At 58.1% G+C, this 25,036-nt stretch carries 10 protein-coding genes and 6 pseudogenes; 4 read left to right on the top strand and 12 right to left on the bottom strand.

Going from position 1 to position 25,036, the window contains the following annotated elements; translation table 11 throughout:
* Positions 1-699 precede the first annotated feature (699 nt).
* Positions 700-2,526 (bottom strand): glutamine--fructose-6-phosphate transaminase (isomerizing), encoded by a 1,827-nt coding sequence (gene glmS, locus I6F37_RS30640; protein WP_225147790.1) that lies wholly within the window; start codon positions 2,524-2,526, stop codon positions 700-702.
* A gap of 1,045 nt (positions 2,527-3,571) precedes the next feature.
* Between glmS and gmd the strand changes: the two genes are divergently transcribed.
* Entirely contained in the window at positions 3,572-4,657 is a 1,086-nt protein-coding gene (gene gmd / locus I6F37_RS30635) for a GDP-mannose 4,6-dehydratase (RefSeq protein ID WP_225128595.1), read from the top strand.
* Positions 4,638-5,615, top strand: a complete 978-nt coding sequence (locus I6F37_RS30630; protein WP_275945323.1) for a GDP-L-fucose synthase — start codon at positions 4,638-4,640, stop codon at positions 5,613-5,615. The genes gmd and I6F37_RS30630 overlap by 20 nt, the downstream gene beginning before the upstream one ends.
* 272 nt (positions 5,616-5,887) lie before the next feature.
* Here I6F37_RS30630 and I6F37_RS30625 read toward each other — a convergent pair whose 3' ends face one another.
* The 8 genes and pseudogenes from I6F37_RS30625 to I6F37_RS30590 form a co-directional block, all read right to left on the bottom strand.
* Positions 5,888-7,009 (bottom strand): MFS transporter, encoded by a 1,122-nt coding sequence (locus I6F37_RS30625; RefSeq protein ID WP_225128596.1) that lies wholly within the window; start codon positions 7,007-7,009, stop codon positions 5,888-5,890.
* A gap of 432 nt (positions 7,010-7,441) precedes the next feature.
* On the bottom strand, positions 7,442-7,624 hold the full coding sequence (locus tag I6F37_RS30620; RefSeq protein WP_225128597.1) for a hypothetical protein: 183 nt from the start codon (positions 7,622-7,624) through the stop codon (positions 7,442-7,444).
* Positions 7,625-7,631: 7 nt separating this feature from the next.
* The gene (locus I6F37_RS30615) at positions 7,632-8,516 is read right to left on the bottom strand and encodes a sulfite exporter TauE/SafE family protein (protein WP_368736796.1); all 885 of its coding nucleotides are present in this window, start codon (positions 8,514-8,516) and stop codon (positions 7,632-7,634) included.
* A gap of 54 nt (positions 8,517-8,570) precedes the next feature.
* Positions 8,571-9,331, bottom strand: a pseudogene (locus I6F37_RS30610) (IS5 family transposase).
* A 211-nt stretch (positions 9,332-9,542) separates the two neighbouring features.
* On the bottom strand, positions 9,543-9,731 hold the full coding sequence (locus I6F37_RS30605; RefSeq protein ID WP_225128598.1) for a hypothetical protein: 189 nt from the start codon (positions 9,729-9,731) through the stop codon (positions 9,543-9,545).
* Positions 9,732-10,190: 459 nt separating this feature from the next.
* On the bottom strand, positions 10,191-13,295 hold the full coding sequence (locus tag I6F37_RS30600; RefSeq protein ID WP_225128599.1) for an efflux RND transporter permease subunit: 3,105 nt from the start codon (positions 13,293-13,295) through the stop codon (positions 10,191-10,193).
* A gap of 706 nt (positions 13,296-14,001) precedes the next feature.
* Positions 14,002-14,676: pseudogene (locus I6F37_RS30595) on the bottom strand (pantoate--beta-alanine ligase); the annotation flags it as partial.
* A gap of 830 nt (positions 14,677-15,506) precedes the next feature.
* Positions 15,507-15,686: pseudogene (locus I6F37_RS30590) on the bottom strand (transposase); the annotation flags it as partial.
* 705 nt (positions 15,687-16,391) lie between these two features.
* On the opposite strand from I6F37_RS30590, the pseudogene I6F37_RS30585 reads away from it, so the two are divergent.
* Positions 16,392-16,678 (top strand): annotated as a pseudogene (locus I6F37_RS30585) (IS3 family transposase); the annotation flags it as partial.
* Positions 16,679-17,092: 414 nt separating this feature from the next.
* Here the strand turns inward: I6F37_RS30585 and I6F37_RS30580 are convergent.
* The 3 genes and pseudogenes from I6F37_RS30580 to I6F37_RS30570 form a co-directional block, all read right to left on the bottom strand.
* Positions 17,093-17,876: pseudogene (locus I6F37_RS30580) on the bottom strand (efflux RND transporter permease subunit).
* Between the two features lie 2,302 nt (positions 17,877-20,178).
* Positions 20,179-20,394: a cold-shock protein gene (locus tag I6F37_RS30575; protein WP_225128600.1), complete on the bottom strand. Its 216-nt coding sequence runs from the start codon at positions 20,392-20,394 to the stop codon at positions 20,179-20,181.
* Positions 20,395-23,621: 3,227 nt separating this feature from the next.
* Positions 23,622-23,853, bottom strand: a pseudogene (locus I6F37_RS30570) (transposase); the annotation flags it as partial.
* A 229-nt stretch (positions 23,854-24,082) separates the two neighbouring features.
* Here I6F37_RS30570 and I6F37_RS30565 point away from each other — a divergent pair.
* A complete protein-coding gene (locus tag I6F37_RS30565) occupies positions 24,083-24,712 on the top strand; it encodes an FMN-binding negative transcriptional regulator (RefSeq protein WP_225128601.1) in 630 nt (209 codons plus the stop codon).
* Positions 24,713-25,036: the final 324 nt, after the last annotated feature.

The raw sequence follows: 25,036 nt of genomic DNA, 5'->3' as shown, positions 1-25,036 counted from the left end.
GCGATCTTCGCCTTCAGCGCCGCGTCGATCTTCCGTCTCGTCTTCTTCGTCATCGTCCGCTCCGTTTACCAAACGGAACGGCTACATTCCAACTAGGCTTCCGGTCCCAAATCCGGGGGCCACTTCACAGGTCGGAGAGCCGCGGTGGCGCGTGTGGCCCAACCGGATTGCGTGAACCCCTGCCACGCGCGATCGAAGGGACAAACTGGACTGCTAATCCTGAGCAATCGAAGTGCATGCTCGACGTGCCCGACATCGCTCGGATGCTGGCAATCGGGAAAAGTAAGTTGTCGCGCGTATGCGCCGCCAGTGAATAAGCTGCGACGGAGCGGCCCGAAGCTGTTGTGCAGCGACTTGTTCGTCGACATCGGCGAGGTGGGAGGATGAGTTAGAGAGTATCTTTTGTGGCTTCAGGCTGATTTGGCCCTGCAAAGCAGATCGCGGGCTGGTAACCGAGAGCCGACTTCGATCTTCCAATTATCCGGAATTTCCACTTGTTATCGACCGTTCGGCTCGAACAAGAGGAAGGTAACGCTCGCTCCCAGGACGTTAGTCGGTAGACGATGATGACGCAAGCAGGGCTGACTGCTGCTCATCGAGCTGGATCGGTCTATGATTGACCTGTGATACCGGGATCGTTCTCTTTCTGAGCTCGCCCAGGCGATTCGTGGCCTCAAGGACCGACATAACACTGTAGCCTCATTCCACAGTCACCGATTTTGCTAGATTACGCGGCTGATCCACGTCCGCGCCCCTTACGAGAGCGGTATGGTAAGCCAAGAGTTGTACCGGAATGGCATAGACCATCGGCGTAAAGCGTGCGACCATCTCAGGCAGCACAATGGTCATGAGTGTGTCCACCGTCGGTTCCAAAGAACCCTTCGAATCGGTGATCAGGATGATCTTGCCGCCCCGAGCCGCAACTTCTTGCATATTCGAGACGGTCTTCTCGAAGACATCGTCATAAGGTGCGATCACCACCACAGGCACGGCCTCATCGATCAGTGCGATCGGTCCGTGCTTGAGCTCGCCGGCGGCATAACCTTCTGAGTGGATATAAGCAATTTCCTTCAGCTTGAGTGCGCCCTCGAACGCCAAGGGAGCCGATGTGCCACGACCGAGATAGAGCACGTCCCTTGAATCGGCGATATAACGCGCGAGCTTCTCGATCTGCGGCTCGATCAACAGCGCCGCAGCAATCAACCGCGGCACTTCGATAAGCTCACGCACGAGCCTCGTTTCATCGATCTCAGACAGTTTACCGCGCTCTTTGCCTGCTGCGACGGCAAGCGCCGCCAATACCATCAGCTGGCAGATAAATGCCTTGGTGGAGGCGACGCCGATTTCCGGCCCCGCCAGCGTCGGCAGAACGGATTCGCTCTCGCGCGCAATCGTCGACGTCGCGACGTTGACCACAGATATCGTGTGCACGCCCTGGTCCTTGGCGTATCGCAGTGCAGCTAGCGTGTCAGCGGTTTCGCCCGATTGCGAGATGACGATCGCGAGATCGCCCCGGCGCAAAGGCGCCTCCCTATAGCGGAACTCGGACGCTACATCGATCTCGACAGGCAAGCGCGCCAGCCGCTCGAACCAGTATTTGGCGATGTGCCCGGCATAGCCTGCAGTCCCGCACGCGGTAATTGAGATGCGCTGAACGGATTTAAAGTCGAACGGCAATGTGACCGGCAGGGCGACGCGCTCGGCCGCCATGTCGAGATAATGCGCCAATGTCTTGCCGGCCACTGTCGGCTGCTCGTGGATTTCCTTGGCCATGAAGTGGCGATAATTCGCTTTGTCCACAAGGAGTGACGATACGCCAGACTTTGATGTTTCCCGCTGGACGACAGATCCGTCTGCGCTATAAATCACGCACATCGTGCGGGTAAGCACGGCCCAGTCGCCGTCTTCAAGATAGGTGATGGTGTCGGTCAAAGGCGCGAGCGCAATCGCGTCCGATCCTAGATACACTTCGCCGATACCATGTCCGATCGCAAGGGGCGACCCCTTACGCGCACCGATCAAAAGATCATCGTGGGCTTTGAAAAGGAATGCCAGCGCGAAGGCACCGCGCAGCCGTGGCAGTGACGCTTGTACCGCATCCCGCGGCGAGTAGCCCCTGTTGAGATAAGATTCGACGAGATGCGCCACCACCTCCGTGTCTGTCTCTGAGTTAAAGTGGGCTCCATTCCGCTCCAGTTCGGCTCGCAGCTCGCGGAAATTCTCAATGATCCCGTTATGAACGACCGCGACATTTTCTGTCGCATGCGGGTGAGCATTGCTCTCGGTCGGCTTTCCATGAGTCGCCCAGCGGGTATGACCGATGCCGATATGACCCAACGGCGGATAATAGCGCAGCTGCTCTTCAAGGTTTCTCAGCTTACCTTCAGCGCGCCGGCGTTCGATACGGAGACCTTCGAGAGTCGCGAGGCCTGCGGAGTCATAGCCACGATATTCCAATCGCTTGAGCGACGCGACCAACTGGCCAACGACCGGACCACGCCCCAAAATGCCAACAATTCCACACATATCGATCAATGCAGCCCAAGTTCAAGGGGCCCGAGGTCCCGCCTACAGGAATCCGATCATGAAATCGCCTGCACGATGGTAACAGGCGTCAAGTTCGGGCTTTTTCGCGGCCGCCTGTATCGCCGCCGCATTCGCAAGCGTGAGTTAGACCTCCTTTAGCCATCATCGCTTCGGCCGACTACATTCCGCTTTTGGCTGCCGATCGAGTACAAACTGCGCAGCAGCTCTAGCTTGAATTGTTCTGTTCTACCTGAAACATTTTGCCGGCTTGGATTTAGGAGGCCCATCATACTCGTACGAAGGCAAGTTACGCTCATCGAGACTAGACGATTGGCAGCGAAGCTCTATTGTACGAGCGTAAACTTTCGATATCGAAACGTTGGAGCATCTATACCAACGTTTACTACTCTTTCTCATCTTGTCTTGTGTCGGCCGCTCCACTGCCTGCCGCGAGCTTGACATTGGCAACAGCGCTGATCACGGGCGATGAATCGACCGCGAAGACCGGGTGTTCTGTCCGGAAGTTAACGGTAGGGGGGCTTTCTTGACTACGAATTGGCGTGCAAGCTTGACTGTACGCTTGCTTGCATCCCGTCATCGGGCGAAATGCATCGATGACTGCGGCTCCAGCTCGTCGCTCTCGCAAGCCGTGACGAGACCACGCGTATGCGTACTTGCGCCTGAGGTTAGATAGGAACACAGATGGTCAGCTTCTATCTCGTTGGAGATATAGCCCGGACAAGCGCGCCCTTGCGCTCGCAACCGCGATCGCATGCATCTCGCCTACTTAGGATCGTCAGAGATATAAGCCAGGATGCGAGCGTTAATTGACTTTGATGTTTTGGAGATCAATGCGTTCACACAATCCAGTCCGATTTAAAACAATGTATATAGTGTGCTTTCCTAGCTGATGTGTATGACTGGACATAACGATCGCTTTCCTCAAACTGCGGGTGGAGCGGGCTTGCGCCGTCTAGACTTCACGAGAAACGGCTTCCAATAGCGTTTCACAGGGCTTTTCTTTCCGGCGAAACTACGAGAGACCATGACGGTTCAGGACTCAAAGCGACGCGTTGCGCTGATCACCGGCGTCACCGGGCAGGACGGAGCATATCTCGCCGAGTATTTGCTCGGTCTCGGCTACCACGTGCACGGGATCAAGCGCCGATCGTCCTCGTTCAACACCGCGCGCGTCGATCATCTCTACCAGGATCCGCATGCCGGCAGCGTGCCGTTCCTGATGCACTATGGCGACATGACGGATTCGACCAATCTGATCCGGCTGGTGCAGCAGATCCGGCCGACCGAGATCTATAACCTGGCCGCCCAGAGCCACGTCCATGTCAGTTTCGAGAGCCCGGAATACACCGCCAACGCCGACGCAATCGGCGTTCTGCGCCTTTTGGAAGCGATCCGCATCCTCGGCATGGAAAAGGAGACGCGGTTCTACCAGGCCTCGACCTCGGAGCTTTACGGGCTCGTGCAAGAGGTGCCGCAGAAGGAAACCACGCCATTCTATCCGCGCTCGCCCTATGGCGTCGCCAAGCTTTATGGCTATTGGATCACGGTGAACTACCGTGAGGCCTATGGCATTTTCGCCAGCAACGGCATCCTTTTCAACCATGAGAGCCCGACCCGCGGCGAGACGTTCGTGTCGCGCAAGATCACCCGCGCCGTCGCCCGCATCGAGGTCGGCCTCGAGAACACGCTCTATCTCGGCAATCTCGACGCCAAGCGCGACTGGGGCCATGCCCGCGACTATGTCGATGGCATGCACAGGATCCTGCAGGTCGACGAGCCCGGCGACTTCGTGCTGGCGACCGGCGAGACGCGGTCGGTCCGCGAGTTCGTCGAGGTGGCGTTTGCCGAGGTCGGGCGCAGCATCGAATGGCGCGGCAGGGGCGTCGAGGAGGTCGGCGTGGACAAGGCCTCGGGCAAGACCCTGGTGCAGATCGATCCGACCTATTTCCGTCCGACCGAGGTTGATCTCCTGATCGGTGACGCCAGCAAGGCGCGCGCCAAGCTCGGCTGGGCTCCGAAGACGCCGTTCTCGCGACTGGTGAAGGAAATGGTCGCCAGCGATCTCGTTGAAGCCAAGCAGGATGCGACCAATGGCAAGCACGTCGTTTGAACTGAAGGGTAAGACGGTTTTCGTTGCGGGCCATCGCGGCATGGTCGGCGCGGCGCTGATGCGCCGGCTAGCACGCGAACAGGCCGATCTCTTGACGGTGCCGCGCAGCGAGCTCGACTTGCGCGACCAGGCCGCGGTGAACGCCTGGTTTGCCGCGAAGCGGCCGCAAGCCGTGTTCCTCGCCGCCGCGAAGGTCGGCGGCATCGTCGCTAACAACACGCTGCGCGCCGAGTTTCTGCACGACAATCTGGCGATATCGAGCAACGTCATCCAGGCGGCGCATGCCAATGGGTGCGAGAAGCTGATGTTCTTCGGCTCCTCCTGCATCTATCCGCGCTTGGCGCCTCAGCCGCTGCGAGAGGATTCGTTATTGACCGGCCCGCTGGAACCGACCAACGAACCCTATGCCATCGCCAAAATCGCCGGCCTCAAGATGGCCGAGGCCTATCGCAGCCAGTACGGCGCCGATTTCATCAGCGTGATGCCGACTAATCTCTACGGCCCCGGGGACAATTATCACCCCGAATACAGCCACGTCGTCGCCGCGCTGATCCGCCGCTTCCACGAGGCCAAGATTTCGGGCAGCCGCAACGTCGTGGTGTGGGGCACCGGCACGCCGCGCCGCGAATTCCTCTATGTCGATGATCTCGCCGATGCCTGCATCCATCTGATGAAGACCTATTCCTCGTCGGAACTGGTCAATATCGGTAGCGGCGAGGACATCAGCATCGCCGACTTCGCACTCATGATCGCGGCCGCCGTCGGTTTTCGCGGTGAGATCAGCTTCGATACGTCGCGCCCGGACGGCACGCCACGCAAGCTGCTCGACGTGCGTCGGCTGTCTGGGCTCGGCTGGCGCGCCACGACTTCGCTAAAGGATGGCATTCAGCTGGCATATCGGGCGTATCGGGCTGACAGCGACGGACGGCACCAGAGTGATTCGCTTGTTCCCGGATAAGGGGCGATACCACGATCGCCCGGCGGTGAACGTCCGTCCTAGCAGACTCGCCGCTCACGTAACGATCAATCTTGCTTCGCAAGTTGACGAACGTTCATTGTCAACAGCTGCCCTCAGTTCGCCGCCAAGAACCCCTGCCGACTTGCAGGAAAGGAAAGATCAGATCGAGACGTGCTGCCAGCAGTTGAGAGCTCATCGACTCTAAATCTCAACCGCCGACGGGCGATCACTAGCCGGAGCGAACCGGCGCTCCCTTCCTCTTGACCAATGCCTTAGCGATGGTCGGTCATCATCCTCGCCGACAGCATCACGATGGACATGAGCGCGCCTAACATCCCGAACGCCATTGGCAAGCCAAATATGTGTGAGATGAGCCCGATGCCGGCCGGCCCGACGAGTATACCCGCGTAGCCGCCGGTCGTGATGACCGCTATCGCTATGCCTGCTGGCATCACGTTCTGTTTGCCGGCGCGTCGACACAGTACGGGTACAACATTTGAAATACCCAATCCGATAAGCAGGAACCCTGCCATAGCAATCAACGCAACGGGCGCGGCTACCACGGCCAAAAAGCCTGTTACCATTAGTACAGTCCCGAGCATCAATGTGGCACGGTCGCCGATTCGCGCCACCACGGCATCTCCGCTGAGACGCCCTGCGGCCATGGCGATTGAGAAGAGCATATAACCAATGCCCCCGTGCGCCTCCGCGAGAAGATCTCGTTCAACGAGAAGCAAAGCGCTCCAATCGAGCATTGCACCTTCTACAAGAAAGGTGATACCCGCGAGCACCGCTATGAGCAACACACTGCGGTGGGGCAAGACAAATAATGGCCCCTGCTGTCTCGAACCCGTCGCCAGCAACCTCGGCCAGGCCGTCACAATCGCGATCGCTACTAACGCCGAACAGACCAACGTCGAGAGAAGCGAGCCACACTGCAGGGAGACTAACAAGGTGACCGCGGCAGAGCCGGTGACTTCCCCAATGCTGTACCGAGCGTGGAAGCCGGACATCAATAGACGGCCCGTGGCGCGCTCCAGTTCAATCGCGTGGATGTTCATTGCTACATCGATCGAGCCGAGTGAAACGCCGAAAGCAAATAGCGTGGCACCGAGCCTTACAGGTGTGTCGGAAATTGCAAGGCACGGCAGGATGATCGCGAGTCCAAGTCCACCCGCGAGGATAATGGGCTTGCTGCCGTACCGCGAGTTCAACACGCTGGTCAAAAGCATCGCGACGACAGATCCCGTTCCGAGACAGAGCAGCAGTAGACCAAGCATGCGGTCATCCGCCGCGAGCCGCTCCTTGGCGAGTGGCACCAAAGGCGCCCAGGCCGCGAGGCCGAATCCGGCCACAAAAAATGTCAGGCGTGTCCCAAGCAGGCCGGCAGACAAATTGGCACATGGTATCACGGACGCTCCTGAGAGAACGGACTCGCGGGCGCGGCGCCCCTCATCCTGCGTGCGTCGCCTGCAAGCGACGCGCGGCTCGACGATGATGGCCTCAAGTTGACGTTCTTCATCCCTGCAAATGCGATGCCGTCACAAATGCTGAACTGCGTCACACGCAGAGCGACAAGTAGGGGTGATCGTCGAGCCCCTGGGGATGGCGGTGTTTCGGCCAATCTCTCCCGGATGAGCTGGCCACACGAGGGCAATGATTTTTGCTGGTCTGCGACAGCCAAATCGCAACGCTCAGCATGCTTGTCGCAACGCCTACAAAGCCGACGGCGCCCCAGGCCTCTATGCAGTTGGCGCTAACACGGCCGTCCTTTTTCCGACAACTTTGCACAATCGGAAGCTCTCATCACGAGTGGCGGCGCTGTCTCAAGAGATCACTACAACGAGCTCCGCTACCACGCGCAAGCGGTTAATGTCGGCCCCGATGGTTTTGACATTCGTTCGTCCCTGGTTTCCGGCCGCCAGATGGTTCCCGCGCAGCCATTGGGCCTCAGTTCGTTTGTTCTGGGCCAGCGTGTCGCCGCCGGCAACAGCCATTTCGAGTAGCATGGCGGCATCAGGGCTGTCCTGTGATCCCGGGTTCCCGGCGGCGGTGGGCTGGGCCGTCTGGAGCAATCAACCAGATTTGCAAGCCATCATCATCGCCGCCGAAGAGGGCGGCGTCGATCAGGTCCAGGACGCGCGCGCATTCGATACCGAGTTGCCCGCCGGCATCGTTCAGGTGCTTATATCCGCAGTTCGCCGAGATGAGATTTGGATTGTGCGTTGTAAAGAACAAGTATAGCAGGGAGAGATCGATCAGTATCGCCGCCGCCATCACGCTATAAGCCCAGGCGCTCTGCACTAGATCGAGCTCAATCAGCACCCGTGACAAGCCGAAGCCCACGATCCAAGCATCAAAGCTCATACAGATGCGTCGGAATATCTCCGCATCAAGCCGGCGAATGACGTAGGACCCCAGCGGGACGCCAAGCAGGACACTCGGTACAAAAACATAGAGCAAGCTGCCGCTTTCGTAAATGAACAAGCCGAGCTGATAGTAGACGAAGGCGGTAACGCTCGATTCCACCACGCGAACCAGCGCTAGGCCGGCGCGAAATTCGTGTTTGACCAAGCCCTGGTTGTTAAACAGCATCGCTATGGGAGGCCCGGAGATTGTCGTCAGCGAATAGAGAACGCCCAGCATCCACCCGAATGGCAGGCCGATCAGCCAGCTTGCTCCGATAGGGCGGCGCCAACCCGCAGCTTGCAGCAGGATCAGGGGCAGAATGATCGTGTAGGTGGCGAATTTGATCCAGCCCGGCTGAAGCGAGGTCAAGGCATAGCCGCCGAGCGCAACGCCCGGCAAGAGCCCGAGCAAGATGGGAAACACTCGTCTCCAAACCACCCGCACGCCCTTCAGATTGATGAGGAGGACGTAAACGTTGACGAAGACCTCGATGATGACAATGGCGGGGTTGAGAATGCGATTGGTGTAGAAAACTAGGGCTCGGACTCAATTGATCCAATAGGCAACGATGGCGGCGAGATGGATGGCAGCCAAGAAGTTCCTGGCTAGTTTGTCGTAGCGAGTTGCGACACGCCTGAAATCCTTGAGGCGGCAGAAACAGCGCTCGATGACGTTGCGCCCCTTGTAGGCGCGTTTGCTGAAGCTGTGGAGAGTGACCCTGTTGGATTTGTTTGGGATGACGGGCTTGGCACCACGATCGACGATTTCGGCTCGAAAGCCGTCGCCGTCGTACCCTTTGTCGCCAATGAGGGCAGACATGGGTTTCGCGAGTTCCAAAAGGGCTGGCGCTGCGGCAATATCAGCGTCCTGGCCTGGAGTGAGATGAAATGCGCAAGGTCTGCAGTCAGGGTCGCTCAGCGCGTGGATTTTCGTGGTCCGCCCGCCGCGCGAGCGGCCGATCGCTTGTTCATGCTCCCCCCTTTTCCGCCGCTCGCCGAGCGATGCGCTTTGATCGTGGTGGAGTCGATGGACAAAGTCACGCCGTCTTTGCCGCAGCGGGCGAGCGCTTCAAAGATCGCCCGCAAATGTCCGCGCTTGGCCCAGCGATTGAAACGATTGTAGATCGTCGTGTACGGACCATAGTCGGGCGGTCAATCGCGCCAGCGTGCGCCGCACTGAAGCATGTGAATGATACCGCTGATGACGCGTCGATCGTCATCGCGCACCGGTCCGGTCTGGTTCGTTGGCAGATGCGGCTCTATCAGAGTCCATTGCTTGTCGTTGAGCCAGAACAGTCCTTTGCGCATCGAAGTCCCCCGCGTGGAATCAACCCGCTGCGAGGGAATCAGAGTTCGCTAATTAGGTACAGACCCTAGCGCAAAGGGTACAGTGAGCGACGAAAAGCCGTAGCCAATGGCTCCATTTACAAAGGCAGCAAAACACGTCGTTGCGGCCAGAAACCAGATAGCAGCATCAAACTCAGGCATTTCCTTAATTTTCCCACTCCAGAGGGTCGGGTCACACGTCGGGGGAGCCAGCGCGGCCATTGGTCATCGGGTTGCGGCAGATGCTGAACATTCGCTTAGCAGCTCCGCCCTTCTTCACAATGGCAGCGGCCGTTTTTGCGTTCAGCAGTTGCTCTTGTTCTCGACTTTCGATCGTGCAACGCAAGCTGTGCTGCACTTCCCGATACCCGGCAACGATCATTCAGCCAAAACGCGTCGGCTTGTTTCTCGGCTTGTCGATCAATGGTCCTCGTATCGAAAGCGGTAAGTGCGTCGGCCATGGATACGGGCCGTTCCCACGGCGCGTGTCGACCCCTAAGCGGTTCAGCGCCATCATTTTTCGGCTAGCAACGCAACGCGGTTAGACGGAAGCAAACAATTCTCCTTCAAGAGCCCTGGGATAAATAGCAACGCGCCTTTTGTCAGCGAGGATCAATTCCCTTCTCCCCCGGCGATGTCGAGCTTGGGCATTCCGCTGCCTTGAAATGTACGGTGAAATTCACCTTAGCGGAGCAGCCGGGGATCACCGATGTGTTCTTCCGAGCCCCCGATAGCCGCCAAGCTCGGCACCACGGGCGTGAAGATCTCAATGCGTAACGGAGCGTGAAGCGATCGCAGGCTCCCTCGCTTGACACTGAGCGAACCTGGATTGAATTTATCGTCATTGCTTGGCCAGCTGGGGATCAGCAGCGCCGGTGAGGCCGAACTCGGCGGCGTTCTTCGCGCGGCCGGAGCTCGCGTCGGCGCGGTGGTCCGACGCGAACACGACATAGACCGCCGGCAGCACGAAAAGCGTGAACAGCGTGCCGACAGTCATGCCAGCGACGAGCACGAGCCCAATCGAGAAGCGGCTCGCGGCGCCAGCTCCCGTTGCAGTCAACAAGGGTATGAAGCCCGTGACCATTGCCGCCGTAGTCATCAAGATTGGACGCAGTCGGACGCGCGCCGCCATCTCTATAGCCGAGCGACGGTCAAGTCTCTCCTTGAGCTGCAGCTCATTGGCGAACCCAACCATCAGGATGCCGTGCTTGGAAATCAACCCCACCAGTGTCAACAGTCCGACCTGGGTGTAGATGTTCATAGTTGCCCAGCCAAAAAATGGCGGGATCAAGGCGCCCACGATTGCCATCGGTACGCTGATCATGATGATGAAAGGATCGCGCAGACTTTCAAACTGCGCCGCAAGCACCAAGAATATGATGATGATTGCAAATGCAAAGGTAATCGCCAGTTGGTTACCCTCGTATACGTATTGGCGGGCGTCGGCCAGAAAATCGTGGCTGAAGCCTGCGGGCAGTTTCTTTGCCTCGGCTTCCAGGAAGTCCACAGCCTGACCGATCGTGACGCCAGGCATCGGCACGGCCTGAAAGGTCGCGCAGTTGAGCTGATTGTAGTGGGTGAGAGCGTTCGGATCGGTCGCAGTCTCGATGGAGACTACAGTAGACAGCGGGAGCATCGAGCCCGTCGCAGTCTTCACATAATAGCTCCCGATTGCTTGCGTCGCCAGGCGCTCCTGACGTGGGACCTGCGGGATCACCTGGTAGGAACGGCCCTGCAAATTGAAGCGATTGACGTAGTTTCCGCCAAGTAAGGTGGCGAGCGCGCTACCGATAGTCTGCATGGTGATGCCAAGCTCGTTGGCCTTAGACCGATCAACCTTGATTCGCACCACCGGCTGGTTGAACTCGAGGTCGGAGTCGCTCACCATGAACAGACCGCTCTTGCGCGCGACATCCTTCAGCTTGGACATCTGCTCGTAAACGGATTGGAAGCCAACCGTCGAATTAATCACCATCTGCACTGGTAGGCCACCCGAACCGCCCGGAAGCGGAGGCAAGCTAAAGGCAAACGCGTTAATACCTTCGATTTTGGACAGCTCGGCTTGAACGAGGGATTTTAGTACAATCGATGATCGCTTGCGCTCGTCCCACGGCTTGAGCAACATGCCGGCCATGCCACTCTGCTGGCCACTGATGCCATTGAGCACGAAGCTCAAGTCACTCTCTGGAAATTTCTTGAACGCGTTTTCAAGTTTGGCGCCGTAATAGTCGAGGTAGTCGATATTGGCGTATTTGGGCGCCTTCGTTAGCGCGAATACGATACCTTGATCCTCCTCCGGCGCGAGCTCCTTGGAAATATTCATGTAGAGAAAACCGACAAGGCCTAACATGGTCAGCGCAAATAGCCCGGTAATTGGGCGATATTCGAGCGAGCGGTCGAGCTTGCGGCCGTACCATCGTGTTATGGCGCCGAACCCGCGGTTCACAAGCCTTGCAAATCGGCCCCCCTCGGCGCGCCTCAGGAAGAGCGAGCACATCATGGGCGACAGCGTCAACGCGATCACGCCCGACACGATCACAGCTCCCGCCAGCGTAAACGCGAATTCGCGGAACAGCGCACCGGTGAGGCCGCCGAGAAACCCAATCGGCGCATATACCGCAGCCAAGGTGATCGTCATGGAGATAACGGGACCGACGATCTCGCGCGCGCCCCTTGTAGCAGCCAGTAGGGGCGTCGCACCTTCTTCTAAATGGCGATGAATGTTCTCCACCACCACGATCGCGTCGTCGACCACGAGACCGATCGCGAGAACCATCGCAAGGAGAGTCAGGAGATTGAATGAAAACCCCAGCGCGAGCATCATGCTGCAGACACCCACGAGCGACAACGGAATAGTGACCACAGGAATGATGACCGACCGCAGTGAGGCCAGGAACAGAAAGATCACGATCACCACGACCACGACAGCCTCAATGAGCGTCTTCTCCACTTCATCGATCGATGATTGAATAAACTGGGTGGAGTCGTAGGCCACTTTCATCGTCAGCGACGGCGGCAGGTTACGCTCCATTTCTGGAAACAGCCCTCGAACGCCTCGCACTATGTTTAGCGGATTGCCTTGCGGGCTCGCCTGCACGCCGATGAAGACCGCGTGCTCGCCGTTCATCGCGACGCTAGTGTCTGCCGTCTGCGCGGCAAGCTCGACTACCGCAATGTCTTCCATGCGCACAAAGCCACCGTCGTTGGCTTTGACGATCATCCGCTTGAAATCATCCACACTCCGCAGATCCGTATTTGCCGTGACATCGGAGATAGTGAAATAGCCCTTGGCCTGGCCAGCCGCGGCCTGGAAGTTGTTGGCGGCGATTGCAGCCGAAACCTCGGCCGGCGACACGCCGTGCCCAGCCATTTTCGCAGGATCGAGCCATAGCCGCATCGCAAAACTCTGACCGCCCAGGATGTCCGCCGCTGCGACGCCATCCACGGTTGCCATAACGGGTTGCACGACGCGCGAGAGGTAGTCGGAGATCGCGCTTGCCGTCAATTCCTCGCTGGAGAACGCGATATACATGACAGCGGTTGTTTGACCGGTCGATTTGGTGATGACCGGATCGTTTGATTCCTTTGGGATCAAATATTTCACTGAGTTGACCTTGGAGAGCACCTCGGTGAGCGCCTCGTTGGGATCAAAATTCAGCTTGATGTAGACTTGGATCGTCGAGGTACCGAGCACCGATGAGGAGCTGATGTAGTCGACGCCCTCGGCGGAAGCGACGGCCTGCTCCAGGGGAGTCGTGATGAACCCCTGGATCATGTCGGCGGAGGCGCCAGGATAGGAAGTAGTGATATTGACGACCGTATTAGATAGCTTGGGATATTGCCGGATCGGCAGTACGGTCGCCGCCCGAAAGCCGATCAGCAAGATCAGGAGGCTAACGACAATAGACAATACCGGACGTTTGATGAAAAGCTCGGTAAATGCCATCTCGACTCGCATTTCCAGAGGGGGATGCAAATACGCCAGCAAATTGCGGTACAGCAATGATCATCAATGCGGCGACTGCGCTAAAGCCCGTAGTATGAGGGAAGCGTTATCGGCTACTCTAAGGAATCACACGTTGCTGAGCATAGCGTGCCCGATCCTCCGCTTCTTCATCTTCGTCGCTTGAATGAAGGTTGGTTGCGCTGTTCTGATCGCTCATCGCGATCTCGAATAGTGGGCACCTTCTTAAGGCACAGCCCCCCAAGTCTTTTTGCGTGCAACCGGCTAACGGTCAGACTCAAGATTCGTCCTCACACCTGATTGGAACGCAACGACTTCTAGCAAGGCGTCACTTCGGGCTTCGCGCCGCCCCGTCGATCGAATGATCCGGGTTCGAGATCGAAAGTACAAACGACCTGACGGGTGCTCAACTCTACAAAGGTAAGTGGGAAATATAGAATGGGCTGCAAAAGACTATACCAAGGTTTGTCGAAACGCTCGCTGGTCGCAGCCCCGCGAAGTATGACCTTGCCAGAGGCAAAATTCTCGGGCCTACAATATTCCGCAAGCCCCCCTCTCCGCATCGCTAACTCGCTGAACAACTTTGCTCGGAGTTCGCCCTTGGCACCAATCGACACGTCTGTCGGAACAGTTGGCTTGAGCACTTCTTCCAGCTCAATATGCTGCGTAATGTTGGCTGCGCAGTGCGCTATGGAGTTGGCAACGCCAGTATTACCTTGTCGGTCAGCCGGGTCCATCCAACGTAGGCTGCTGCACAAAGCTCCGCGGGGCGTCGCAGTGGACTGTCGGCGGCACCGTCCACAAGTTCAAGATACTGGAGTCGGTCAACTGTCTCTAAATGCCCCTTGGCGATCGCAATTGGCCTTTCTCCCGAGCGGAATTCATCGAGCGCGGCGGAGAGTCCACGATTGAACGCAAGGGCCCGCTGACGTTCTTCCTTGCCGAGATACTGGTTGCGACTGCTCATCGCGAGCCCATCCTGCTCGGCAGCGGTCGGTACGGTGACGATCTCGATTGGGAGATTGAGATCAACCGCGCCATGCGACGCACGACTGCGCATTGGCTGAAAATCCTTCTGGCCAAAAAAAACAGCACGTCGGGCTGCACCATGTTCAACAACTGACATACGACAGTAGCGACACCGCGAAAATGTCCAGGCCTGAAGGCTCCGCACAGCTTTGGCGAGGTCGCCCGGTTCAATTAAGGTCTCGAAATGACTCGGATAAACTTCCTGTGCATCCGGCGCAAAGTGGAAGGCAACACCGGCGTCGCGGCACAGTCCCTCATCCTGCAAGAAGTCGGGCGTGTAGGTGCTGAGATCCTCGTTCAGTCCGAACTGAGTGGGGTCGACGAAGATGCTGACGTTCGATCGCCGGGCTCAATCAAGCCAGCCCGGCGCCGGCCCGACTGAGCGCATAGCCGCGCGACAAATGCGCGCGCTCATCATCCTCGTATGCCGGCGGGCCCAGAAGTCGACGTCGCCCTCTTCTACTGAATGAAAGAGGTGGCCTCAGTTAGTGGCCTTACTTTGCCAAAACCAGGATCGCAGTCGAGCGCGGCCTCAACGTCAGAGGGCGACTCTTCGCTTAAACCATTTCCTTGGTAGGCCAATGTAGTAGCCACGCCTCCGAAGTTCCGGCTCGGACCTGTGGAGCGTTTCGCAAATGGATTCCACAGGCGCGCCTGCATCAACAAGCTCGCGCAACAGTTCATCTTCCCGTCTGGTCCAGCGAGGAGAGCGGAGAGCCGCCTTCAAGTTAACCTCTTAGCCCTGAATTCATGCGGTTCTAGAGAAGAACTGTCCGCCAGCCTCGGCGAGCCTGTTCCGTGCCGAGCGCATTGCCAAGCTTGGCCTGCGATCTCCGCGTTCGTGTTCTGGAGTGCGCAGTACAGTCCCAATCAGGATGACAAAACTCATCTGAACAGAAGTGTGATCAACTGTATGGCCTCCGATAGCGTCGCCTCGGCTCTCCCAATGATCGTGTCCTCCTCAACAATGCCGGCGGAGGAATTCCTTCGAAAGCTATACGTTGGCATAGCCGAGCTGATCCTATGCCAACGAAATTTTGGAGCCACTAGGACTCACCCAGACCGTGACGGACAACCTGTGGGATGGGCGTGCGGCCCTGGAGTGAACCTGCGTGCGATAGCCTATCGCTAGGATCGCCCGCCACGGCCGGAACCGGCAGTACCAAACGCATGCAGTGGACCGGGCGCCTTGGTCGCAGCCAAGACCGGCTCGACCAGCATGGCGCGCGCATAACTGCGGCCGATCTTGCTGATGCGGCCGTGAGGGGCAGCTCCCAGTCCCGACAGCCGCACCCGCGTGTTGAGCCCGAAATCGCTCACCAGCTTCTGCGGGCTGTTCAACCGGCTGATCCTGCAGCGCAGTCCGCGTGATATCAATGCGGCCTGCATGTGTCGTGTGTATCGGGCTGCCCGCACCGTGCTTCCGGTGCCTCGGCTTGGACTCCTAGCTGTCGATGCACGCATGTAGCTTCCGGAGCAGCGCGGACGTGCCTCGGCGCCTCGAGTGAGTGAGAACCCGACGCTGTCCCTGCTACACGCGCTAGCTGAGGGCGCGGCATCGGCTTCAGCACAAACTCCGAAAAGGCTGCTCGCGCCTAAAAACTCTCGGTTCCAAATGACCCGACGAGAGCTGCGGGCGCGCGCTCTCGGCGCAACCGGGCGAGTCGGAGGCGACCAGCCCTAAGTTCTCGGCTCGTGTCTGGCAGGAGGTGCGAATGCGACGGGTGATTGGCATTGATGTCCACCGAACCTCGGGGAACTGGTGCTGGGTTCAAATTGGCTTGCAGCCTTGGAGCCAGTTTAAGGCCGTTTTCCCAATGCTGTTTGCGGATCGTGAGGATGCGTAGTCTAAGCAGGGCCAAATCGATATCTTTGGGCCCGGCGACCTCTCGAACTGATGAGGTCGCCCGTAGCGCCGGCCATGCGGCGTCATTTGCTGTCGCGATCCCGAGGAATGCGTCGGCAACCAGCGAGATATTTGGTGGCGGCGTGAAAGTAGGGTTGTCGCCCAGGTATCATCCATCATCACGAAGCACCCGACTGGTGCGCCAGCACACGAGCGAGCAGTTCTAGCGCCTGATGGCCGACCATGGCATCGTTTGCAGCATGAGCCGTTCCGGGAAGCGTGGGACGATGCGGCCACGGAGAGCTTCTTCTCTTCTCAAGACCGAACGGACGGCAGGAAAGATCTACAGAACTAGAGACGAGGCACGCGCCGATGGGTTCAGCTAAACTGAAAGATTTTGCAACAATACCCGCATGGACTCGACCACGCCTATGTCAACCCGGTTGAGTTCGGGCGCAAGACGGGTTTAGCTGAACCCCGTGTCCATTAAACCGGAAAGCTCAGGCGCTTGGTGAACGCGTAAGACCACCGATTTCTCGGGTTCGGAGCTTGCCGGAATAGTTGGCGGGTTACGAATCGGCGATCGGCAGGCTTACGAGCACTAAGTCGACCGCTGCCCAGCCCCCAGGCCCCGGGCAGCGTAGGATAGCCGGCGGCGGATGACGTCCGCCGGCCATCTGCTCGGACGAGTTGCCCAAGTTCTCTACGAGGAGATTTGTGGTTCATCGTAGCCATCAGAAGCGAAGATGAACCACAAGTCCAAACCGGGCGAAGCGACGGCAGAACAAGTATCGCCTGGGGGTGCGTGATCGCCTCGTAGTCCGACAACTGAACTTCTCCCGCACCGTGTCGATCACCTTGAATCGACCCTGAGATCTCTTCCAGAGTCGAGGTCACCCTTCGCTTATTGCATGGAGGCCCAGTCTTTGCGTGCACCGAAATGTTCCGTGACGAAGACGTGGAAGACGGGCACAAAGAACACAGCGAGGAGCGTTGCTGAAATCATGCCACCGAATACCCCGGTCCCGATGGCGCGCTGGGTTTCGGCGCTAGCGCCGCGGGCAAGCATCAATGGGACCACACCGAGTGGAAAGGCCAGTGAGGTCATTTGGATCGGACGCAATCGAAGCCTGGCTGCTCCGACGACGGCGTTCGTAAGCCCACGCCCTGACTGCGAAGGTTCTTGGCGAATTCGACGATCAGGATCGAGTTCTTGGCCGAAAAACCTATGATAGTAGTAAAGCCGATGGTGAAGAAGACGTCTTTTTCGAGCCCGCGCAGATGGGCCGCGAGAACGGAACCGATTATTCCAAGCGACACGACAAGCGTCACCGAGAACGGAATTGACCAGCTCCCGTAAAGCGCAGCCAGCACCAGAAAGACGACCAACATGGAGAGAGCAAGCAGGATTGGCGCCTGCGAGGCAGATTGCTTTCGTGCAGAGACTGTCCAATCCACTCGACTGTGAAACCTGGGGGCAGTTTGAGGCTAGTCTTTCCATTTCCATCATCGCGTCGCCGGCTATCCCGGGTGCAGCCCTTGCCGGCAATACGCATGGCCGGGTAGCCGTTGGAGCGCACGAACTGGAGGGGACTGGTTTCCATGACCGGTGTGACGAGTTCTGACAAGGACACCGTAGCGCCCGCATTGTTGCTGACGTAAAGCTTGAGCACGTCGTCAACCTGCATGCGGCTCGTCGCATCGCACACGCCGCGCCCCGTATCACCACGGTGTAGTGCCGGCTTGTCTGCATCCTCGCCAGATATGCTCGGGGCCCGTTTCTACGTGGCTGAGGTGAGCGCCCGTAGTTGCCCAAGCTTGGCGCGGGCAATCGTGTATGTACATGTGCCCATCTCGTGCGGCCATTACCACACCGATAGTGCGCCTTTACGCCGTCGGCCAGCCACCAATCCTGGTAGGCGTCCCATGATCGCTCTTGGCGCTACAATTCCGCAGCCCGTGGGAGCTTCAGACACTCCCGCGAAGGCGAGGGTGGTTAGCGTTGTTATGGCAAGGTTGGCCACTGAAGTTAGTGGGGCGTGGTAGGGACAGCGCTTTTTCGGACCAGCACAAGCGCCGAGTCACGTCGGGCTAACTTCACCGGCAGCGTGGGCGCGGCAGGGACAGCGTCGAGTTCTCTTGAGTGAAGGCGCCGAGTCGCACCTGCGTTGCCGTCAATATCAAAGGGGTTAACCCGGTAGTTAGCTATGAAATGGAGGTATGAAACATACGCCGGTCTAGCCGAGATCATTATCGTGCCGGGAGGATGCGCTCTCCTGTTTGATGGTCAGGTTTTAGGCCAGTATATCTCGCCAGTCATCGCAGCAGAAGGGTTAGCGAACGGGAGATGTCATTGGCCGTGGGCTGGAGATCCTACAAAGATGGGTATCCCGCGAGACTTATCTGAGTGGCAAAGCATCCCATAGCGCCGCGTCGGCTATGAGCACAGTGGTGAAACGCGATCGAGCTCTCACCCAGATTAGCTCGCTACGCGATCTGACGCGATGGGTTCGGATGGACTGTGATCGGTGTTGTGACCGGGCAGGCCGCATGCCAGGGCAACGTCACCTTCACGGGGCTTTTGATGAAGGACGCTGTCGACTTGGCCGACGCGCTGTCTTGGATCTCTACTTTGACAAGCATCGTCGATCGCGCAAGTTATGGCAGGGGCAGACTGCGCCTGTCCTCCAGCCCGCTTGATCCCCCAAATAGCTGTGGGACGATCTGAAGAGTATCTGTTCGTCGATAGGAACCCGCGCTCGAGTACCGCAACAGTTCACCGTATTCCTCCACGATAAAGCGTTAGGTCCGGGTTGATTCGAGTCGCAATGGACGAGGACGGCACAGTACAGCTTCGAGCATGCGAATCCTCAACTCGACCAACGCTCGGCTCGTTAAACAGTGCCAACGTTCGCTCGATTAAGTCCGCATGGGGAAGCGCGTCCGCAGTCCAGTCGAGTGGCACAAGCGTCGGCGAACCACATGGCGCTAAGACACTATGGCAGCCACTCCCAGAAGAGCGCGCCAATACCATTTTGTCGGATTGAGCAACGGAACGACGGTAAGGCGGAGCCCGATTCTGAAAGCGGCGTCTGCAAAACGAAATCGGCGTCAAGTACGGCGACAAAGGCCGTGGAAAGCCGCAAAGAGTCGTGAGGGCAGCAGCATCAGAGCCCGTAGCGCGTAAGAAACCGACGGAATTGTGCGATCGGGCCGCCGGTGAAGATAACGCGTCCAGTACTCCCAATCGCGCAGCCGAGATCTGGCTCTCCTGCGAGATCTGAAACAATCACGGTGACATCAAAGCGCTGGAGGTGCTGCGCACTTCGACCAGCGAAGGAGCATCATTGTAGGGCTCCCGATGAAGACTCCGTCGCGGGCTGACGCAAGTTCGGCCTCGAGGTAATTAACTCGATCCGAGAACTCGATCAGCGGCTGGCCGAGCTTAATGTCGAGAGCGAGCAAGTGAAAGCGCGCATCGTCCATCTCGACCGGCAAATCGTGCCGAGCCTGTTCGTGTCTGATCTTCGCTACGCTCAACGCCGGCGTTGTTGGCATGCCTGGAATATACCGATGGCCAATACACGCGGCGTGGCTAGGATCTCGTCAAGATCGTCGACCGCAATACGCTGAGCGTCACCGCGGGCGTCGCCGAATCCGTGTATGATAGTCTTTCCGTCGGCGCGGCCGTCCAGTTTCGGCTGTTTGGGGACGATCGCATTTGTACGAGGTCCGTGCCAAAACGCTGCCGTCAGATGACGCCGTCGTTCTAAACTGGTCCAACATCTTCGATGCTTCATTGAACGATTTTGACCAGGTTTGCGCACGACATCCAGGTGGCACGTCACTACGCCAAAAGGACTCTTGGAGTTGGCAAGATTCTTCAGAAGATCGACCGTAAATTTTAATGCGCCCTGCAAGGGAAGCGCTCCTGCATCGCCGTTCCGATATCAAATGATAAGCAACCCGTGCTTCAGAAAATACGGCATCTCAATTGATTAGTCTGACCTCGGCGGCTCTGTACTTTGAGCGGCGTTTGTTGAAGCGACGATCGAAAGACACGCGCGTCCCCGGCACCAGATCAGCCCCTGTGCAGTCGCAAAGGTCCGAAATGTGAACGAACAAATCCATGCCGTCGCAGCTGTCGGGTCTGATGAAGCCCCAGCCCTTCTCAACACTGTAGGAGACTACTGTTCCAGTCTGCATCTCTGATCTAACGTGTGTTCGAGGCTATGGCATGGCCGCTTAGGCGCCGAAGTCGCAAGCCACAGCAAATCGGCGGGGCGGACCAGACGCTCGCGACGCCGAGCCCGCCCCTAACATCGCCGTATCTGGAGCAATACGTGATGGTACCTCTAACCAAGCAAGGGCCGTGCCGAATTGAGAATTGGAGGTTCAGCAGGGACTTCGTAGCGGGCTGCAGGGTCAAGTTGTCGACATTCGTTTGAGAGCTGACGTCCGTCGTCAGACAACTCCTTGAACCAACTGTAACACATCGAGGCAGCGATGCCTTCTGGGCGGCAGATCTCGAGATGTTCTCCTTGCCGCGCACAGCATCATGCGGATCCTCTCTTCCGCCGAATAATGCCGGCGGGTCTGTCGCCTAATGTCTTTTTACAACTTGTTCTGCCGGTGCTTTTCTCGGTCCGGATTTCTGTTTCATCTTCGCTCCCGCTGGCTACTATGAACCAGGAACTCCTCCCAAAGCAAAATCACACTGCCTGTTTCACAGGCCCCGACGGCGAACACTCTTTAGGTCAGCGTGGCGCCTTGGCTAGCTAAGTGCCGCGCAAGGTCAAGCGCCGGAAGTAGTGCATGTCTAGGACAGCTCGCGAAGCTGGACCGGCAGGCCAAGCAAGCATGGATAGTTTGCGCCGGACCAAAACCACGCCGTACCCCACGTGCGCGTCTGTCGGCAATCTGCACGTCCTTCGCTATGGCGAGTAAGGTCTCGGCTTTGAGGCTGCCGGCCCGGAAAGCTGTCGTAGGCTCGTGGCTCAACAGCGGTCGCCTACTGTGCAGACTAGGCTGCTTCGCCGGATCATGCATCCTGCTGTAAGACGGGCTCGGCTTGAAGACTGTGAACGGTCTTTTGAACGCTGCCGGAAATGCGCAGCATCTTCTCGACTGAAACAATCTAAACGGCAGGGGACACTGCTTCGGTGGCAGTCCGAGGCAGCTCGCAATACTGAAGTCGCTTGAGAAGCCGCGTTCTTGAGAGTGAACCAAATCAATGTCCATCGTTCATGGCAGCCGCTCGTCTTGTTAGTTCTTGTGCATGGTGGAATCTGCGCGAAGTTGATGGATGCTAGCGAGGGCAACGATGCGCGTATTCGAGACAACGCAAATTGGCCGGCCCAGGTATCCGAAGGGCCTGGGAGATTCCAGGCCGAAACGCGACGCATTGAAACGTGAAGGCGCCAGCTTTGAAGTGACAGGGCTTCGTAGGTGCGAGCTCAAATGTTTGAGTATTTTCCTGAAAGCGTAGGTATGATCATCATCATTGGCTGGGAAGTTCTTGTTCGAAGCCGCCCTCCGTCTCAGCCAGCTTCCGGAACGTGCGGAGGTCGACACGTCCGCCTGAGGGAGTATCAATATAGTCTATGTCTACTCCCGATCTCTCAAGACACTCCGCCTTACACAGGGCTTCTCTTGCGCTCAAACTTTGAACTGAAAAATGCCTCCGGCTAAACCCCGTTCGATGACACCTAATGCTGTAGGACACGGATCCCCCTCCGTTGAGAGCGACAGTATAACCAACTTCCCGCGACAGTGCGACCGGCCATTCTTGGTAGGTCCTTGCGGGCGCGTTTGCGCAATCACCGCGGCTCCTGAGCTTCAAACCGACTTTCTGAAGCAGAACTGTGAGATCCTCTCCAATCAAAGTGCCAGACGTCCGTCGAACTTCATCTGAAGTGAGTCAGAGCCAGTACGCTGGATGGCTACGGCTATCGTCTCAAAGTCCGTCGGACCGGCAGCCGAACGAGAAATGTTGCGATACAGTTGCGCTACGATCCAGGCAATGAGGCAGGAATATTTGCATCACTCCAGTTGACTTCAGCGATTCCCTGCCTGCGAAGGCACGTCGTAGTGAGGTGAAGAACATGGAAGTCCTGCCGCACTGAGCCGAACGCGGGAATGCTGTTCAAACTGCCACCTCATCCCTTTCGATCGGATCAAAGTGGCATAGCGCCCCGTCGGGCCACTCCCGAACCGCTGCACCTAAGGACATAGCTATGTTGCCATCAGGCGATCCTTGTTGGCCTCCAGAGCGAATCTCAAAGGGGATTGATGCTGTGCGGCAAGGTCGGCGTGAAGGCGCTTACCGAAAGCGTGGCCCGCGCTTGTCATTTGCGCCCCCCCGCATTGCAAGCCCCAAGTGCGCCTCGCCCGCATAAAAGCGGCCCCAGCCAATCGGCGACAGCCGGGGCCGTTGTGCTCTGGCACGGCGGGGGCTATCGGCCAGGGCGCATCAACAATCCAATCCCTTCGCCACAAGTTCGTAAACGATAGCTGCGCCATGAGGCGGCGCTACTTTTGAAGCGCCTACGATCCATTGCCACCTTGATCTCGAAGATGGCGACGATCGCCGCGCAGACCGCTGTACCGCCAATTGCCGATACAGGATCATTTCGATCCATACGTGTACTAACACTGGACGAAGGCGGTTAATCCGGCCCCAGCCGTGAATCAGGACAGGCCGAGGCGGCCTTACTCTCGATGCTGGGGGTTGTGGTCGTGCCAGTCCGCCATCTGTTTGTACTCGCGGGCCATCTGCCCGAGCTCGCGCTTCGCTTTCGGATTGCCGGTTAGGGCGGCCTGGTGCCGGCCGAGCAGTTCAAGCGAGCGGTGCGAATAATTCGGCGGGAGATCGGTCTGGCATTCGGCAGAATACCACGCCCCTCTCGGGGGCGGTCAGCCGTGTTACAAAGCGAACACTTCTCAGAAGGCCGGGCGAGAAGACCGCAGTCGCGGCCTCAAGACAGCTCCTGGGGCCTGTGCCGCGACGTTCCGCACGATGGGCGCTGCGGCTTGACCTAGCACATCGCGCGCTAACCCGGCGAGGATCTTAGCCGATCGTTAGCAAGAATCTGCAGTTTGCTCTTGGGACGAACCGTGGGGACATGCACGGCCTTGTGCTCAGGCTCGGGGTCGAGGGTCCGCCAGCCAGCCCGGAGGGCCTTCCCTCATGCCCCTAACTTTCGATTCACATGTATGGAGTCGGAACCGGTGCACGCCGTAGCGTTGGTGAAACCGGGGCTGGCTATATATTTCACTTAAACCAGGGCTCTCCCTCGCGTCGCGCGCTTACTTCGTTGTCGCGCTGCCGGACCGGGGGGAAGCTTCCTGCATTGCGCAAGGAGCTAACGTCGGCTGGTGGACGCAGGCGCGGAGATCGGCACGCGGCAGATCCCCGGCGTGGACGGCCCCTATCGCTTTTTTGAAAGCAGCTCGCGAAGGGCGGCCGCGTCGAGCATCTGCTCGGCCAGAAGCTTCTTCAGCTTCGCGCTCTCCTCTCCCAGCGCCTCAGGCGCTTGGTCTCAGAGACATCCATGCCGCCGAATTTAGCCTTTCAATTGTAGATCGTCGCTTCGGAGATCCCATGCCTGCGAGCCAGGTCAGCCGTTTCGCCCAAGCCTCATCCTCCTTTAATACCGCGATAATCTGCTCTTCCTGAACCTTGCTCGCCTCATCTGTCCGTCCCTCTTCGGGCTGGACTCTAACTCCTTCGCCTTCTGGAACAAATACTTAGTGGCGGGTCACGTCCCGGACAAATCCGAAAACTTCACGTCAAAAGAGGAAGCGGAGCACCTCTACGGGAGCTACCGAAACTGCCGGTTTTCTAGCTTCTTGACTTGGGTTTTATCTGGACGACAGCCAACGGAGACCCTCTATGTACATACCATCCCACTTTCGAGATGACGACCTCAAGAGCATTCAAGCGACAATCCGCTGCGCCCGATTGGCCAACCTGATCACGGCGACATCAGATGGGCCACTTGCGACGCCTCTTCCGCTCTTCCTCGATGAGAGCGAAGGCAAACACGGCGCGCTGTACGGGCACCTGGCGAAGGGCAATCCGCAATGGCGCACGGCCCCGATTGGAGAAGCTCTGGCGATCTTTAGTGGCGCAGAGGCTTATGTGACACCATCCTGGTATCCAAGCAAGCGTCAAACTGAACACGTGGTGCCTACATGGAATTACATCGCGGTCCACGCCCATGGACCGATTGAGTTCTTCGAGGATCCTAAACGCCTGCTTGAGATCGTGACGCGTCTGACGAATATCCATGAGACGTCACGTGCGACGCCCTGGGCCGTCAGCGATGCGCCCGCGGATTTCATTGCCGTCCAGTTGCGTGAAATCGCCGGCGTGCGCATCCCGATCACCATGGTCGAAGGCAAGCGCAAGATGAGCCAGAACCGCCCTGCGCCCGATCGCGTTGGTGTCGCCACCGGCCTAGCGGCGAGCAAACTGGCACAGGACCTGGAAGTTGCAGCTCTTATCCTGGCTCAGGACTGAGACGATAATGTGCATGACCGTGGCCAACAGCGCCGATGGACATTACATCTGCAGCTCTCACACGCTCCAGCGGCATTAGTAGAGATTAACCCGGGCATACAATTACCTCGCGACATTTATTAACCGAACAGTCAGCTCGGGCTTACCGCGCTGTAGACACTTGTCTGTATTCTGACAGAGGCACAATCTCGTGTCAGGTCCAGTACAGCGCGAATATCGAAAGTCCATTCGGCCTTGTGGCTTGCCAGCGCCGCCTAGGTTGGCGCCTCCTGCTGTCCGCTTCGGCTTTCACGGTTCGACATTAGAAGGGGGAGGTCGGTGATC

Origin of the sequence: Bradyrhizobium sp. NBAIM08, assembly GCF_020193935.1 — a bacterium.
Taxonomy (GTDB): Bacteria; Pseudomonadota; Alphaproteobacteria; order Rhizobiales; family Xanthobacteraceae; genus Bradyrhizobium; species Bradyrhizobium yuanmingense.
The sequence above is the reverse complement of the archived record's forward strand: the minus strand, read 5'-3'. Positions and strand labels throughout refer to the sequence as shown.

What these genes read in the sequence shown, in the direction of transcription:
- I6F37_RS30600 (WP_225128599.1), bottom strand. Translation starts at nt 13,295, where the DNA reads ATGGCATTTACCGAGCTTTTCATCAAACGTCCGGTATTGTCTATTGTC.
- glmS (WP_225147790.1), bottom strand. Translation starts at nt 2,526, where the DNA reads ATGTGTGGAATTGTTGGCATTTTGGGGCGTGGTCCGGTCGTTGGCCAG.
- gmd (WP_225128595.1), top strand. Translation starts at nt 3,572, where the DNA reads ATGACGGTTCAGGACTCAAAGCGACGCGTTGCGCTGATCACCGGCGTC.
- I6F37_RS30575 (WP_225128600.1), bottom strand. Translation starts at nt 20,394, where the DNA reads ATGCAGACTGGAACAGTAGTCTCCTACAGTGTTGAGAAGGGCTGGGGC.
- I6F37_RS30565 (WP_225128601.1), top strand. Translation starts at nt 24,083, where the DNA reads ATGTACATACCATCCCACTTTCGAGATGACGACCTCAAGAGCATTCAA.
- I6F37_RS30620 (WP_225128597.1), bottom strand. Translation starts at nt 7,624, where the DNA reads ATGCTACTCGAAATGGCTGTTGCCGGCGGCGACACGCTGGCCCAGAAC.
- I6F37_RS30630 (WP_275945323.1), top strand. Translation starts at nt 4,638, where the DNA reads ATGGCAAGCACGTCGTTTGAACTGAAGGGTAAGACGGTTTTCGTTGCG.
- I6F37_RS30605 (WP_225128598.1), bottom strand. Translation starts at nt 9,731, where the DNA reads ATGATCGTTGCCGGGTATCGGGAAGTGCAGCACAGCTTGCGTTGCACG.